The organism is Granulicella sp. WH15, from assembly GCF_009914315.1.
In the GTDB taxonomy this organism is placed as follows: Bacteria; Acidobacteriota; Terriglobia; order Terriglobales; family Acidobacteriaceae; genus Edaphobacter.
Genome location: NZ_CP042596.1, coordinates 3,674,710 through 3,689,758 on the forward strand (window position 1 = coordinate 3,674,710; position 15,049 = coordinate 3,689,758).

15 protein-coding genes are annotated in these 15,049 nt (G+C 63.3%); 5 read left to right on the top strand and 10 right to left on the bottom strand.

Annotation, left to right across the window (positions count from 1 at the left end):
* Positions 1–156 precede the first annotated feature (156 nt).
* Positions 157–1,971, bottom strand: coding sequence for an ABC-F family ATP-binding cassette domain-containing protein (locus tag FTO74_RS15190; protein WP_162538905.1), 1,815 nt, complete (start codon positions 1,969–1,971; stop codon positions 157–159).
* A gap of 111 nt (positions 1,972–2,082) precedes the next feature.
* Here FTO74_RS15190 and FTO74_RS15195 point away from each other — a divergent pair, with 111 nt between their 5' ends.
* Together FTO74_RS15195 and FTO74_RS15200 are read left to right on the top strand one after the other, a co-directional pair.
* Positions 2,083–2,382 carry a BrnT family toxin gene (locus FTO74_RS15195; RefSeq protein ID WP_162538906.1) on the top strand — a complete coding sequence of 100 codons (300 nt, stop codon included), beginning with the start codon at positions 2,083–2,085 and terminating at the stop codon, positions 2,380–2,382.
* The gene (locus FTO74_RS15200; protein WP_162538907.1) at positions 2,366–2,662 is read left to right on the top strand and encodes a hypothetical protein; all 297 of its coding nucleotides are present in this window, start codon (positions 2,366–2,368) and stop codon (positions 2,660–2,662) included. Before FTO74_RS15195 ends, FTO74_RS15200 begins: the two co-directional genes overlap by 17 nt.
* 9 nt (positions 2,663–2,671) lie before the next feature.
* On the opposite strand, the gene FTO74_RS15205 is transcribed toward FTO74_RS15200, so the two are convergent.
* Complete coding sequence (locus FTO74_RS15205; protein ID WP_162538908.1) at positions 2,672–2,980, bottom strand: hypothetical protein; 309 nt, start codon at positions 2,978–2,980, stop codon at positions 2,672–2,674.
* Between the two features lie 57 nt (positions 2,981–3,037).
* On the opposite strand from FTO74_RS15205, the gene FTO74_RS15210 reads away from it, so the two are divergent.
* Both FTO74_RS15210 and FTO74_RS15215 read left to right on the top strand, forming a co-directional pair.
* Positions 3,038–3,844 carry an ABC transporter ATP-binding protein gene (locus FTO74_RS15210; RefSeq protein WP_162538909.1) on the top strand — a complete coding sequence of 269 codons (807 nt, stop codon included), beginning with the start codon at positions 3,038–3,040 and terminating at the stop codon, positions 3,842–3,844.
* Positions 3,832–5,514, top strand: a complete 1,683-nt coding sequence (locus tag FTO74_RS15215; RefSeq protein ID WP_162538910.1) for a hypothetical protein — start codon at positions 3,832–3,834, stop codon at positions 5,512–5,514. The genes FTO74_RS15210 and FTO74_RS15215 overlap by 13 nt, the downstream gene beginning before the upstream one ends.
* A gap of 46 nt (positions 5,515–5,560) precedes the next feature.
* On the opposite strand, the gene pgeF is transcribed toward FTO74_RS15215, so the two are convergent.
* Entirely contained in the window at positions 5,561–6,319 is a 759-nt protein-coding gene (pgeF, locus tag FTO74_RS15220; protein WP_162538911.1) for a peptidoglycan editing factor PgeF, read from the bottom strand.
* 171 nt (positions 6,320–6,490) lie between these two features.
* Here pgeF and aroE point away from each other — a divergent pair, with 171 nt between their 5' ends.
* Positions 6,491–8,167, top strand: coding sequence for a shikimate dehydrogenase (gene aroE, locus FTO74_RS15225; protein ID WP_162538912.1), 1,677 nt, complete (start codon positions 6,491–6,493; stop codon positions 8,165–8,167).
* Positions 8,168–8,653: 486 nt separating this feature from the next.
* On the opposite strand, the gene atpC is transcribed toward aroE, so the two are convergent.
* The 7 genes from atpC to FTO74_RS15260 all read right to left on the bottom strand — a co-directional run bounded on the left by atpC (position 8,654) and on the right by FTO74_RS15260 (position 14,954).
* Entirely contained in the window at positions 8,654–9,085 is a 432-nt protein-coding gene (gene atpC / locus FTO74_RS15230) for an ATP synthase F1 subunit epsilon (RefSeq protein WP_162538913.1), read from the bottom strand.
* Between the two features lie 3 nt (positions 9,086–9,088).
* Positions 9,089–10,531, bottom strand: coding sequence for a F0F1 ATP synthase subunit beta (atpD, locus tag FTO74_RS15235; protein WP_162538914.1), 1,443 nt, complete (start codon positions 10,529–10,531; stop codon positions 9,089–9,091).
* A gap of 18 nt (positions 10,532–10,549) precedes the next feature.
* The gene (locus tag FTO74_RS15240) at positions 10,550–11,641 is read right to left on the bottom strand and encodes a FoF1 ATP synthase subunit gamma (protein ID WP_162538915.1); all 1,092 of its coding nucleotides are present in this window, start codon (positions 11,639–11,641) and stop codon (positions 10,550–10,552) included.
* 3 nt (positions 11,642–11,644) lie between these two features.
* Positions 11,645–13,183 carry a F0F1 ATP synthase subunit alpha gene (atpA, locus tag FTO74_RS15245; protein WP_162538916.1) on the bottom strand — a complete coding sequence of 513 codons (1,539 nt, stop codon included), beginning with the start codon at positions 13,181–13,183 and terminating at the stop codon, positions 11,645–11,647.
* A 66-nt stretch (positions 13,184–13,249) separates the two neighbouring features.
* A complete protein-coding gene (gene atpH / locus FTO74_RS15250; RefSeq protein WP_162538917.1) occupies positions 13,250–13,789 on the bottom strand; it encodes an ATP synthase F1 subunit delta in 540 nt (179 codons plus the stop codon).
* A complete protein-coding gene (locus tag FTO74_RS15255; RefSeq protein WP_162538918.1) occupies positions 13,789–14,496 on the bottom strand; it encodes an ATP synthase F0 subunit B in 708 nt (235 codons plus the stop codon). Before FTO74_RS15255 ends, atpH begins: the two co-directional genes overlap by 1 nt.
* Positions 14,496–14,954, bottom strand: a complete 459-nt coding sequence (locus FTO74_RS15260) for an ATP synthase F0 subunit B (protein WP_162538919.1) — start codon at positions 14,952–14,954, stop codon at positions 14,496–14,498. The genes FTO74_RS15255 and FTO74_RS15260 overlap by 1 nt, the downstream gene beginning before the upstream one ends.
* Between the last annotated feature and the right edge of the window lie 95 nt (positions 14,955–15,049).

The window sequence follows — 15,049 nt, forward strand, 5'->3', positions numbered from 1 at the left end:
CCACGACTCTGTCCTGCCGGACAGGCCCGCTGCGCGCGGAGCGGTCACTTCGTGACTTTCATACTTGTCTCAATGACTCAAAGTACAAAGGTCCTCCCGTTGGTCGGAAACGAAGATTGCTCACTTCCGACCAACGGGAGGACCTCAGAAGATCACTCAACCAGCCTTCTCGGTCAGCTCCGCCCAACGCGCATACAAGCCGTCCGCCTCACTCTGCGCGTCTTCCATCTCCTTCAGCGCCGCCGTCAGCTTCACCGGATCGGTCACCACCGCATTATCCTCAAGCTTCTCCCGAGCCGCCTGCAACCGCTCCTCAGCCGCATCCACCTTGGCCTCGATGCCCGCAAACTCTCGCGCCTCCAGGTAGCTCAGCTTCTTCTTACCCGTGCTAGTAGCCGCCGCCGGAGCCGCACCGGCCACCGCCGTCCCCGCCTCACCCGGAGCAATCGGCTCCTCAATCGCACCGCCGCGCCACTGCTCCCACTGCGAGTAGTCCGAGAACCTCTCGGCATTACCCTTGCCGTCCAGCCCCAGCACCACCGTCGAGACCCGGTCCAGCATGTAGCGATCGTGCGTCACCAGCACCAGCGCGCCGGTGTACTCAAGCAAACTCTCTTCCAAAATCTCTAGCGTAGCGATATCCAAATCGTTCGTAGGCTCATCCAGCAACAGCAGATCGGCAGGTTCGAGCATCAGCTTCGCGATCAGCACCCGCGCCCGCTCGCCTCCGCTCAGCCGCTCCACCGGCTGGTTCAACTGCTCGCTGGTAAACAGAAACTTGGTCGCATAACTGGCGACATGAACCACGCGCCCCTGGTAAACCACCGAGTCCGAATCCGGAGCCAGCGCCCGCCGTAGCGTCAGGTTCTCGTCCAGCTCGCGCATCTGCGAGAAGTAGACAATCCTCAACGACGAGGCCAGCTTGATCGTCCCCTTCGACGGCGCAAGCTCACCCGTCAACAGCCGCAGAATCGTCGTCTTACCCGCGCCGTTCGGCCCCACCAGGCCCACGCGCATCCCCGACGTCACCAGAAAGTTCAGCCCCTCCACAATCGTGCGGTCTCCCAGCACGCAGGAGACATCCTCCAACTCCACCAGCCGCTTGGTCTGCCGCTCGGTCGCCGAAAAGTCGATCCCCGCGCTCGCCGTCTGGGTGCGCGAGTTGACCTCCTTCAACTGCCCGATCAGCTCATTCGCCGAGTCGATCCGAGCCTTCGACTTGGTCGTCCGCGCCTTGGGCCCACGCCGCAGCCACTCCGTCTCGGTCTTCACCCGGTTGCGCAGCGACTCCTGCAGCTTCGACTGCGACTCCATGTACTGCGCCTTGCCCTCGAGAAACTTCGAGTACGATCCCTTCACCCGCAGCAGCCCTTCGGCATACACGCGGTTCAGCTCGACCATCTCGGTCGCGGTCGACTCCAGAAAATAACGGTCGTGCGAGACCATCACCACGGCCGATTCGGTCTGCTGAATCAACTGCTCCAGCCACGCGATGCCCGCCAGATCCAGGTGATTCGTAGGCTCGTCGAGCAGCAGCACGTCGGGACTTGAAACCACCGCCTCCGCAATAGCCAGACGCTTGCGCCAGCCGCCCGAGAGCTTCGCCGCCTCGGCCATCAGGTCCGGAAAGCCGGTACGCCCCAGCGTCTCACGCAGACGCCCCTCGTGCTCGCCCTCGGGCACGCCTGCCTTCACCAGCGCGGCCTCGAGCACACCACGCACGGTCAGCTTCGGAGCAAAGTGCGACTCCTGTCGCACATATCCGACCCGCGCCCGCTTACGAATGGCGACATCGCCGGTGTCGGCGTCTTCCTCCCCGGCAAGCACCTTGAGCAGCGTGCTTTTACCCGCGCCGTTCGGCCCGATAAGGCCGATGTGGTCGCCGTCGGAGACGACAAAGGAGACATCCTGAAAGAGTGGCGTCGCGCCGAACCGTTTGCTTACGCCCTGCGCGTTGAGGATAGGAGGCATTATCTCAGTCTACAACCCAGCTCTTACGAACTGACGTTCGCGTATTCCACCCCAAAATCACACCTGTCGCGTGTGTACATTGTATACACAACGTATATACAATAACCAGCAATGGACCTCTACTCTAACTACCGAGGCCAGCGGTTCGTCTGGGATACAGAGAAAGCATCAGGCAATCTCAGCAAACACGGTGTCAGCTTCGATCAAGCCTGTGAAGTCTTCTTCGACTCTTTTCTCTACACGCAGGATGCGACCGACGGAGACGAGCAACGGGAAGCAGCCATCGGCGCAACCAGCGACCTGAAGATACTGTTCGTCGTTCATCTGGTCAGAGAGCGCGAGACGATCCGGATCATCTCCGCCCGTCCCGCCACCGGACACGAGAGGAGGCAATATGAAGACAACGACTGAGCGAATCCAGCAGCGGCTCCAACGCCCGCGCAAGATGACGACGATCAGCATGAGAATGCCGGAAAACGTTCTGGAAGAGCTGAAAGAGATCGCCCCGATGCTGGGCTTCTCCGGCTACCAACCCCTCATCCGCGCCTACATCGGCCAAGGGCTGCGCCAGGATCTCACCCGGCTGGAGAACTCCCCCGTCCAGATACTCACCGAAAGCCTGCGCAAGCAGGGCATCGCCGACGAGGTGATCTCCGCAGCCATCGCCGAATCCGGCCTGAAGAGCGCCTAATCTAAATCCCTAGTCCAGATCAAAATCCCGCAGCGGCTTACCCGCGAGCGGCGTCTTCTTCGCCTCTTTCACGGCCTCGGCGAACTTCTTCGCCAGCACATCGTCCTTGTTCTTCTGCGCATCCAGGCTCTGTGCAAACAGCGAGTCTCTCCGGGCATCGGCCTCGCGCAACGCCCGCGCCGCGTCACCGAAGTCCTCAAAGGTCTTCTTCTTCGGGGCCGACGTGTGCGCAATAATGCTCCGCGTCACCGGGTCCACCTTGATCCTCGCCCCGCAGTCCGGACACATTACCTCGAAGACCTCATCGCTCATTCCCATCGCATCTCGCTCCCCGCACTATTCTAGCTCCGCTCGAAATGCTCTAAACTCATCGCAATGTCCGACACCGCTCCCGCCATCCGGACCACCGCGCTCACCCGTCGCTTCGACGCCTTCACCGCCGTCCGCGACGTAAACCTGACGGTCGCGCCGGGCCAGTTCTTCGGCTTCCTCGGTCCGAACGGCGCGGGCAAATCCACCACCATCAAGATGCTGACCGGCCTGCTCGCCCCCACCTCCGGCTCCATCGAGATCCTGGGCGAAGACCTGCTGGCCAACACCGTGGCCCTGAAGCGCCAAATCGGCGTCGTCCCCGAGGGCCTCGCGCTCTTCGGCCGCCTCACCGCGCCCGAGTACCTGACCTTCGTGGGCCGCATGTACGGCCTCGATCCGGCCACCACGCGCGAGCGCACAACCGAGCTTCTGGAGTTCATGTCGCTGGCCAACGAGCAGAAGAAGCTCATCACCGACTTCTCCCACGGGATGCAGAAGAAGCTCGCGCTGGCCGCCGCCGTCATCCACGGCCCTAAAGTGCTCTTCCTCGACGAACCGTTCGAGGGAGTCGACGCCATCGCCGCGGGCACCCTCAAATCCATGCTGCAAGGCATGATCCACCGCGGCGCGACCATCTTCCTCACCTCGCACGTCCTCGAGATCGTCGAACGGCTCTGCACCCACGTGGCCATCATCCAAAAGGGAACGCTAGTCGCCCAAGGCTCGCTCGAAGAACTCCGCGCCGGGGTTCACACCTTGCCGGGGCCGGACGGCGAGACCCAGCAGGCCACGCTCGAGCAGATCTTCCTCAACGTGCTCGGCACCACCGGCGTCGCCCCGCCCGAGCAGGAGCTCTCGTGGCTCGGCTAAGCCAAACCAGCCCAATCCCGGCCTCGACCCACTTCCGCGCCGTCGCCTACCTGCGCGGACGCCTCTTCCTCAACGGCTTCCGCCGCAAGGGCGGCACCGGCGAGCTGGTCGCCCGCGTCCTGCTCTACCCCATCTTCGCGGCCTTCGCTCTGGGGCCTACCATCGGCACCGGCTTCGCCGCCTACGAGGCGGTCAGCAGCGGCAACCTGGCAGCGCTCAACCTGATCTACTGGGCCGTCTTCACCCTCTGGGTGCTGGTCAGCATCAACCTCTCGCCGCCAGGCCTCTCGTTCGATCCCGAATCCCTCATCCGCTTCCCGCTCTCGTTCCCGCGCTACCTGGTCATCCGGCTCTTCCTCGGCCTGCTCGCCGCCTCCACCGTCATCGGCACCATGGCGCTGCTGGCCTCGGTGGTCGGCATCGGCATCGCGCGGCCGAGCCTGATCCCCATCGCCCTGGCCGCCGCCCTCACCTTCGCGCTGGCCAACATCCTCTTCACCCGCATGGTCTTCGCCTGGGTCGACCGCTGGCTCTCCACCCGGCGCGCCCGCGAGGTCTTCACTGGCATCTTGTTTGCCATCGGCATCGGCTTCCAGTACCTCAACGTCACCTACAACGGCCTGGGCGGTCACACCAACCACGCCCAGCAGGCCGCCCGGATCGCCGCCGCGGCGCACTTCCTCCGGAGCATCCAGCCCATCGCCGCCTGCCTGCCCGCCGGGCTGGCCAGCGGAGCCATCCTCCACGCCGCCGCCCACCAGACCTTCGCCGCCTTGGCCGGACTGGTCGCGGTGCTCCTCTACGCCGCCGTCTTCCTGGCCGTCTTCGCCTGGCGCACCCACCGCGAGTTCCAGGGCGAAGCCCTCTCCGACACCATCACCCCATCCGACCAGCCCGCGCCTCGGCCAGCCTCCTCCCCAGCCGCAGCTCGAAGCTGGGCCACCTACGGCCTCAGCGCCCCCGTAGCCGCCATCTTCCAGAAGGAGCTAACCTACGTCCGCCGCAGCACCACCCAGCTCTACGGCCTGCTCGCCCCGGTCGGCATGGTCGTCATCTTCGCCGGACGCCTGGGCACGCTCTCGCACACCGGCATGGCCTTCCCGCTGGGCATGGGCTACTCCATCCTTGGCCTCGCCGCGCTCCCCTACAACTCGTTCGGACTCGACCAGGCCGGAGTCCAGTTCTACTTCCTTGCGCCGGTCCGCTTCCGCAGCGTGCTGCTGGCCAAAAATCTGCTGATCTTCCTCATCACCGCCGTGCAGGTGGCGCTGGTCTACGGCGTCGTGGCCTACGCCGCGGGCACGCCGCCGCTCCTGCTGACGTTCACCACCCTGCTCTGGGTCGTCTTCGCTACCCTGGCCAACACCGCCGTCGGTAATCTCCGTTCCTTCACCGCCCCCAAGAAGCTCGACCCCGGCAAGCTCGCCCGCAAGCAAGCCTCCCAGCTCAGCGGATTGATGAGCATCGGCCTGATGCTCCTCTCCGCCGGTCTGACCGCGGGCCTGTACATCCTGGGACAGTCCCTCTCGCGCCCCTGGCTACCGATCCCGATCCTGATCGTTCTCTCAGCCTGTTCCCTCTTCGCCTACCTCAAGGTCCTCGACCACGCCGACACCATCGCCCTCCAGCACCGCGAATCCCTCATCGAAGAACTCTGCAAAGCCTCATAAGCAAACGGCACTTCGTGCGGTTCTCGACGTTTCGCGTAAAGACGATCTAAGCCGTCATCCCAATCACACTCATCATCCGCCCGGTAAACCCCTTCTCGGCCCGATGCGAGAAGTACTTCCGCCGCTCGCCCACCCGGGCACAGGCCGTACACTCCCCCACCACCGTCACCCTGTCCACCCCGGCGGCCATCAACTGCCTCCGATTCGCCTCGGCCAGATCCAAATGCAGCCCACCCTCCCTCTGGGCAAACAGCTCCTCCGCACAAGAGAACCGCTCCCCAAACGCCCCCCGCACCTCGTCCCCGACGGTATAGCAGCAAGCTCCAATCGCCGGACCCACCGCCCCCACCAGATCCTCCGCCGCCGAGCCGAACTCCCGCCGCAGCTTCTCCACCCCGCTCTCGACGATGCCCGACACCGTCCCCCGCCAGCCCGCATGGAACGCCGCCACCCGCCGCCGCCGCACATCGGCCACCAGCACCGGTACGCAATCCGCCGTCTGGATCCCCAGCGTCAACCCAGCCTCGTCCGTCATCAATCCATCCCCATCGCCCGCCGGTCCCGCCGCCCTGGCCACCAGTACCTCATCCGAGTGAACCTGCCGCAGCGTCACCAGCCCACCCACCCCGGCCTCCTCCACCAGCCGAGCCCGGTTCGCCCGCACCAGCTCCGGGTCATCGTCCTTCGTCATTCCCAAATTGAGCTCCGACGGCCCATAAATTGTGGAAAATCCACCCGCACGCGTGCTGAATCCATGCCGAAGCCATCTATATTGTTGCCATTCGGAAACTTTCACAACATCCATCGCAAACTCCCGATAACATTTATCCAAACGCACCCGTCATACACTGTGCCGAATCAATACATTGCAGACTGCCGATCTTGCATCCTGACGAAGCGGTCTGTAAGATACCGCGAATTGCGTCCTTGAGAAAATACTTTGCCTAGTCCGTCTATCCAATATCTTCGCACCCGTATGAGCCGCATCTGTGTCGCGCTCACCGGCTCCAGCGTCGGCGACATGATCGACCGCGCCACCGCCGCCGTTAAAGAAACGCCCTTCCTCGAGTTCCGGCTCGACTACCTCGACAAGCCCGCCGCCGCGCTGCCGCGTTTCCAGGCCTTCCTGGCCGAAAACACCGCCGCGACCGCCATCGCGACCTGTCGACGCACACCTAACGGAGGCAGCTTCACCGGCTCCGCCGCCGCCCAGCTCGACATCCTCGTCAAGGCCGCCGAGGCCGGTTTCCACATCGTCGATATCGAGATCGAGTCTGCCGAAGCTCACAAGAAGGCCGACCTCCAGCGCCTTCGAGACAGCCCCGCCGCCATGCTCATCTCCTGGCACGACTTCAAAGCCACCGGCGACCTCGACGCCGTCTACGACCGCATCCAGGCGTTCCAGCCCGACTTCATCAAGATCGTCCCCACCGCCCGCACCCTCTCCGACAACGTCACCCTGCTGCGCTTCCTCGAGCGCCACGAGGACGAGAGCAACCTGATCGGCATGGCCATGGGCGAGGCGGGCATCACCTCCCGCGTCCTCGGCGTTCGCTCCGGCTCACTCTTCACCTTCGCCGCGGCCACCGTCGGCGAGGAGACCGGCCCCGGCCAGATCGCCGCCCGCACCCTGCTCGACACCTACCGGATCGACGAGGTGGACGCGGCCACCAAGGTCTATGGCGTCGCCGGACACCCCGTCGGCAAGTCGCTCTCGCCGCTGATGATGAACACGGCCTTCCGCCGCGAGACCGTCAACGCCGTCTACCTCGCGCTCGAGACCACCGACGTCGCCGACCTCGCCCGGCTCGTCCGCGAGATCCCCCTGCATGGCCTCTCCATCACGATGCCGCACAAGCAGACGATCATGCAGCATCTGGCCCACACCGACCCACTCTCGGCCAAGATCGGGGCCGTCAACACGGTGCTGCGCGCTCAGGACGGCAATCTCTACGGCTTCAATACGGACGTCGCCGGGGTCGTCGGCCCGCTCGAGAAGCGGCTGCCCATCGCCGGCTCGAAGATCCTCGTACTAGGGGCCGGAGGAGCCGCCCGCGCCGCTGTATTCGGGCTTCGCGACAAGGGCGCCGAGGTCCACATCCTGAACCGCACGCCCGAGACAGCCGCCAAGCTCGCCAAGCAGGCCGGGGCCAAGGTCATCAAGCGCGAGGCTCTGGCCAAGGCCACCTTCGACGTCGTCGTCAATGCCACCCCCATCGGCATGAAGGGCCAGAAGGGCGCGCAGTTGCTCTCGGCCGACGAGCTGCAGAAGCTCCAGCCCAAGGTGGTCTTCGACCTCGTCTACAACCCGGTCGACACCCCGCTGCTGAAGCTGGCCCGCCAGCTGAACATCCCCGTCATCACCGGCGTCGAGATGTTTATCCAGCAGGGAGCGCGCCAGTTCGAGATATGGACCGGCAAGCCCGCGCCTGAGGAAGAGATGCTCCGAGTGGTCGTCCACGCCCTGCGCCAGCAGGCCGAGGCGACTGCCACCCCAGGGCCGGAGGCAACAGCCGCCGCCGTCGAGCCTCCTCCAGCCGCTCCCAAGCCGCCAGCCGCAAAACCAGCCGCCGCAAAGGCCCCTGCTCCGGCCAAAGCCACAACCAAACCCGCAGCAAAAACTGCTGCAAAGACCACCACTAAAAAGAAGTAGCAATCAACCTTCAAATGCCCCATTCATCCACGGTAAAACCGTGGATGAATGGGGCATTTGGCATTTCACGCGCAGCGTCCAAGACTGCACGAAGTGCCGCCCGCCCGGCGTGAGGGCGCTTTTGCCGTTGCCTGTCTTCTTGGTTGTCATTCAGGAGCGAAGCGGAGGAATCTGCTTCTGTTTTGTTTTTGCAGTTGTTCCTACCGTTGCTTCTGAGGTAGGTCCTGGCTTTAGCCCGGACATTAAAAACACACACAGAAGCGGGCTTTAGCCCCCGAGGTATGCTTTCTTCAACTCACCCACAACTCCAGCTTGATCCCTTTTTATCCGTCTTATCCACGTTGTGCCTTTTTCAAGAAGCAAAGGCAAAAGCGCCCTAACGCCGGGCGGGCGGCACTTCGTGCGGTCTTGGACGCTGCGCGTATTTTCCCCACCAAAAAGAAGAGGCCCGGCAATCGCCGGGCCTCTTCTCTACTCAATAAACAATTAATGGCTCTTACCTTCAGCCGAAGCGATCTCTTCCTCCGACTCCCGGATGATCTCATTCGCCTCGTCGTATACAGCCGCACTATCGCCAGCCTCGGCCCACATCTTCTCGCCGCGCTGCCGTTCCTGCTCTGCGTGCGCCCGGTCGATCTCGCCCGGAGCCATCGCCCGCTCCGCCAGGATCGTCACCCGATCCGGCAGAACCTCGACAAAGCCCCACGCGACAAAGAACTTCTGGTCGCCCGAGCTGCCGCCATGCAGCCGCACCTCGCCCGCGCCCAGCTCTGCAAGCAGAGGAGTCGCGCCGTAGAGCGCCTCCAGGTATCCAGAGGCCGACGGCAGCTCAACCGCGTCCGCCGTCGCCTCCAGCAACACGCGGTCCGGCGTTACCAGCCGAACCGCCAACTTCCCGTCTTGTGTCGTCTCTGCCATGGCTTATGCGTTCTGCTTCATCTTCTCAGCGGCCGCAATCACATCTTCGATGCCGCCCTTGAGGTAAAACGCCTGCTCCGGGATCGCATCGTGCTTACCGTCGATGATCTCCTTGAAGCTGCGGATCGTGTCTTCCACCTTCACGTAAGCGCCAGGAATACCGGTAAAGATCTCGGCCACGTGGAAGGGCTGCGAGAGGAAGCGCTGCACCTTACGCGCACGCGCGACGGTGATCTTATCCTCTTCCGAAAGCTCGTCGATACCCAGAATCGCGATGATGTCCTGTAGATCCTTGTACCGCTGCAGAATCCGCTTCACGCCCTGCGCCACGTCGTAGTGCTCCTGCCCGACGATGCGGGGCGAGAGGATACGCGAGGTCGAAGCCAACGGGTCGACCGCCGGGTAGATACCCAACTCCGACAGCGGACGCGAGAGCACCGTGGTCGCATCGAGGTGGGCAAAGGTCGTCGCCGGAGCCGGGTCGGTCAAGTCGTCGGCCGGAACGTAGACAGCCTGCACCGACGTAATCGAGCCCTTCTTGGTCGAGGTGATGCGCTCCTGCAGCTCACCCATCTCGGTCGCCAGGTTCGGCTGGTATCCCACGGCCGAGGGCATACGGCCCAGCAGCGTCGAAACCTCGGAACCGGCCTGCGTGAACCGGAAGATGTTGTCGATGAACAGCAGCGTGTCCGCACCCTCGACGTCGCGGAAGTACTCCGCAACGGTCAGGCCGGTCAGCGCCACGCGCAGACGCGCCCCTGGCGGCTCGGTCATCTGCCCGTAGATCAGCGCCGCTTTGCTCTTATTGAAGTCGTGAATATCAATAACGCCCGACTCCTGGAACTCGTGCCAGAGGTCGTTCCCCTCACGGGTGCGCTCACCGACTCCGGCGAAGACCGAGAAGCCACCGTGCTGCTGCGCGACGTTGTTGATGAGCTCCTGAATGACGACCGTCTTGCCCACACCGGCGCCTCCAAAGAGGCCGATCTTACCGCCCTTAAGGAACGGCTGGATCAGGTCGATGACCTTGATGCCGGTCTCGAACATCTCCTCCGACGTCGACTGCTCGTCGAACGCGGGAGCCTGCCGGTGAATCGGCATGTGTACCTTGGCGTTCACCGGGCCAAGCTCGTCCACGGGCTGCCCGAGCACGTTGAGCACGCGGCCCAGCGTCTCGCGACCCACCGGCACCATGATGCCCGCGCCCGTGTCGATCGCCTTCATCCCGCGCACCATGCCCTCGGTCGCGACCATCGCGATGCAGCGCACGCGGCCCTCACCCAGGTGCTGCTGTACCTCGACGACGACATCGAGCGGCGCGGGCACATTGAAGCCCTCGCTCACGATGCGGACCGCCTGGTAGATCGGCGGCATGCTCTTCTCGTCGAACTGAACGTCAACGGCCGGGCCGCTGACCGAAATCACTTTTCCAATATTCTCTGCCATAGTCTCTTTTCAGCCGCCCTACAGCGCGGCCGCTCCACTCACAATCTCGATGATTTCCTTCGTAATCGCAGCCTGCCGTACGCGGTTCATCGTCAGGCTCAGGCTGTCGATCAGATCTCCTGCATTCTTGGTCGCCGCATCCGTCGCCGTCATACGCGCCGCATGTTCCGCCGCCACGCTCTCAAGCAGCGCATGGAAGATCTGCGTCGTCACATAACGCGGCATCAGGTGGCCGAAGAGCTCCTCGGGCGACTGATCGAAGAGGTAATCGACCTCCGCCGTTCCGAACTTCTTCGCTTCCCTCTCCACCTCCGTCGTGTCCGGCTCGAAGACCGTGATGCCTTCGGACTGCGCGGCCTTCACCGCTGCATCCCGCTGCTCCTCGGTCATCTCCTGGGCAGACGCAATCTCATGGTCACCAAGCCGCGAGATCGGCAGCAGCTTCTCAACCACCACGCGCTGCTGGATCACCGACTTGAACTCGTTGTACACCACGTAAACTGCGTCAATCTCCGACCGCTCGTAACGAGCAATGATCGACTTGCTGATCTCGGTCACAGCCCCGAAGTCCGCCTTCAGCAGCAGGTCCGGGTGCTCGACCGCCACCTCGATCTTCTCCGCGCGATGCCGGATCGTCTCGTAGTGGGTCGAAAGATCGTTATCGTAGTGCTCTTCCGTCTTTTCGTAGTTTGCAGCCGGATACTTCTTCTTGAAGAAGCCGATCGCCTTGCGCCCAATCGGTTCGAGGTCGACGTTCTGGCCCCGTTCCGCTCGCGCGTCGATAAACTTCTGCGCAGCCTTGCCGATGTTCGAGTTGAAGCCACCGGCAAAGCCCTTGTCGCCCGCAACTACTAGCAGCAGCACGGACTTCTCCTCGCGGGCCATCAGTAGCGGATGCAGAATCTCGCCGGTCTCCGGGTTGTAAAGGTCAGTCCGGCGCACCATCGACTCGAGCACATTCGTCAGCATCTGCGCGTACGGTCGCGCCTGCAACGCGCGCTCCTGTGCCCGCCGCAGCTTCGCCGCCGAGACCATCTTCATGGCCTTGGTGATCTGCCGCGTGTTCTTCACACTGCGTATGCGGCGTCGTAGATCGAGAACGTTAGCCATGGTCTACTTCGCCACCGCCACTTCCTTCAGATTGGAGAGGAAGCTCGCCTTGAAGTCCTTGATCGCCGCCGTCAGACGCGCCTTGAGATCATCGTCGATGGCCTTCTTGGTCGCGATATCGGTCAGGATCGTGGGCTGCGCCGACTCGAGGTACGGATAGAAGCCGTCCTCGAACGCCCGCAGATCCTTCACCTGCACATCGTCCAGCAGGCCGTTGACTCCGGCAAAGATGATCGCAACCTGCTTCTCGGCCGGGAGCGGCTGGAACTGGGGCTGCTTGAGCAGCTCCACCAGGCGCGCACCGCGGTTGAGCTGGTTCTGCGTCACCTTGTCGAGGTCGGAGCCGAATTGCGAGAACGCCGCCAGCTCGCGATACTGCGCCAGGTCCAGCTTCAGCGTCGAGCCGACCTGCTTGGTCGCCTTGATCGCCGCAGCAAAGCCCACGCGCGAGACCGACAGACCGACGTTCACAGCCGGGCGGATACCCGAGTTGAACAGGTCCGTCTCCACAAAGATCTGGCCGTCGGTGATCGAAATAACGTTGGTCGGAATATAAGCCGAAACGTCGCCAGCCTGCGTCTCAATGATCGGCAGCGCGGTCAGCGAGCCGCCGCCCAGCTTGTCCGAGACCTTCGCCGAACGCTCGAGCAGACGCGAGTGGAGATAGAAGACGTCTCCGGGGTACGCCTCACGCCCTGGCGGACGGCGCAGCAGCAGCGAGATCTCACGGTAGCTGGCCGCGTGCTTCGAAAGATCGTCATAGATAATCAGCGCGTGCTTGCCACTGTCGCGGAAGTACTCGCCCATCGCGGTCGCGGCGAACGGAGCGAGATACTGCATCGGAGCAGGCTCAGAGGCCGTCGCAGCCACAACGATGGTGTACGCCATCGCGCCGTAGCTCTCGAGCGTCTGGACCACCTGAGCAACCGAAGACCGCTTCTGCCCAATCGCACAGTAGATGCAGATCAGGTTGTTCTTGGCCGAGTTGATGATCGTGTCGAGCGCAATCGCCGTCTTACCCGTCTGGCGGTCGCCGATCAGCAGCTCACGCTGGCCGCGCCCAATAGGAATCATCGTGTCGATGGCCTTGATGCCCGTCGCCATCGGCTCACGCACGCTCTGGCGGTCGATGACGCCCGGAGCCAGCCGCTCTACCGGCAGGAACGTGTCCGTCTCGATCGCGCCCTTGTCGTCGATGGGCTGACCCAGCGCATTGACCACGCGACCGATCAGAGCCTCGCCGACCGGCACCGACATGATCTTGCCGGTACGCTTTACCTGGTCACCCTCTTTCAGCTCAGCGAAGTCGCCCAGCAGCACGGCTCCGACCTGATCCTCATCGAGGTTCATGGCCAGTCCGGCCACGCCGTGCGGGAACTCGATCAGCTCACCAGCCATGACCTTGTCCAGCCCGTGTACGCGGGCGATACCGTCGCCCAGGGATACGATCGTACCGACCTCATCCACCTGAACGCGCGACTCGTAGTTCTCAATCTGCTGGCGAAGCAGCTCGGTAATTTCGTTTGCGTTGATCTGTGCCATATCTCGTTTACCTAATCCTGTACTGCTAAATTCTTCTAAATTCGTTCCCGGCTTGCGGGGAAAATCCTATGCGCTGACCAGCCGCTGCTTCATCTGTTCCAACTGCGCCTTCACCGACCCGTCGTAGATCGTCGAGCCGATCCGGACAACCGCGCCGCCCAGCAGCGTCGCATCCTCACGGTACGTCACGCGCACCCTGCTTCCGGCGAGCTTGGCCACCTGCTGCTCCAGCTCCGAGCGATCCTGCTCGTTCAGCGAACGGGCGCTCGTCACCTCGGCCTCAGCCACACCGGCGCCCTCATCGGCCACCAGCGCATACTCGGCCACAATCTGGTTCAGTTCGCCCAGACGGTGATGATCCATGATGACCGCGAAGAGATTCCTTACCTCGCGGTATACACCGATCTTCGCGCAGACCGCGTCCAGCACCTTCAACTTCTGATCGTGCGGAAACGAAGGGTCCATCAACAGCTCGCGCAGCTCGTGGCTGCCCGCGAGCGTTCCGGCAAAGTCGTTCAACTGCTGCTGCGCCGTGGCTGCATCGAGTTTGGCAGAAGCCACGACCGAAGCAAAGGCATGGGCATACTTGGGTGCGAAGACCGCCATTAGTTCTGCCCGCCCTTCGTCGAATCTCCGGTCAACCGGGCCGCAAACGCCTGCACCAGCAGCCGGTCGGTCTCAGCCGTTACCACCAGCTTGCGCGCCGCCTGGTCGATGGCCAGCTCGGCAGCATAAGCCTGCAACTGCCGCTTCGCCAGCACGGACGCCGCCGCGATCTCCTGCTCAGCCGCCGTCAGAATCTTGTGCTTCTCTTCCTCGACCGAGGCCTTGATACGAGCCTCATCCGCCGCAGCATCCTTGTCGGCCTGCGCCTTCATCGCCGCGATCTCGCCGTCCAGCTTGGCCAGCCGAGCCTCGACACTGCTCAGCCGCTTGCTCGCCTCTTCGGTCGCCACGCGTGCATCCACCAGATGCTTCTGGATTGCGGCCGACCGCCCCCGGAAGGTCTTCGGCAGGATCTTCATCATCCCGAAGCCGACCAGCCCGGCCAACACCACGAAGTTCGCGATCTCAAACGTCGTCGCCGCAACCTCGGCGTTCATCCCCAGCATCCTGCCCAAGGCAACCACACCGGCCGAGTGCTTGAACGCGTAGTTCTCGTCCTTCTCCTGCTGGTTCTTCTCGGGCGAAACCGCCGCCGGGGTCGTCTCACGGCCACTGTCGTCAACAGCCTGAGCCCATACCGTTCCAGCCGTACCCAGAAACACCACCGCCAGCAGGGCTGCCGCAAAGTACTTCTTCATAACGTTCATCACTGGGCAACCTCCACACCGGCCGGAAGCACAGCCTTCAGGATCTGCGTGCTCAGCTCAGCCGTCGCGCCCTCAATCTGCTGCCGCGCCGCCGCCGCGCCCTGCTCGATCTCCTGCCGCGCCGACTCGACCTTCGCCTGCGTCGCTAGACGAGCCTCGGCCAGGGCGGCATCGCGCTCGGCGATCCACTGCTTCATCTTTTTGTCGCGAGCCTGATAGATCTCGTTCTTGGCCGCGCGCAGCTTGTTCTCGTACGCCTCGGTCTCAGCCTCGGCCGCACTGATCGCACCACGCGCCTGCTCGACCGCACCGCTCGTCCGCGCACGGCGTTCCGCCAGCACACGATCCAGTGGCCGCCGCACCAGCAGCCCGTAGGCCACCACTAGAAGCACAAACAGGACCATCGTCGGCACAGAGCCGAGCACAAGTCCGCCTACTTGTTGAAGAATCTCATCCATGGGGATAGAGACAGCCTAAGACTGCCTTGGAACCTCTTTTATCTGTCGGCCGGGGCTGTCATCGCGCAGGAAAAATCCATAGAAAATCGAGCCGG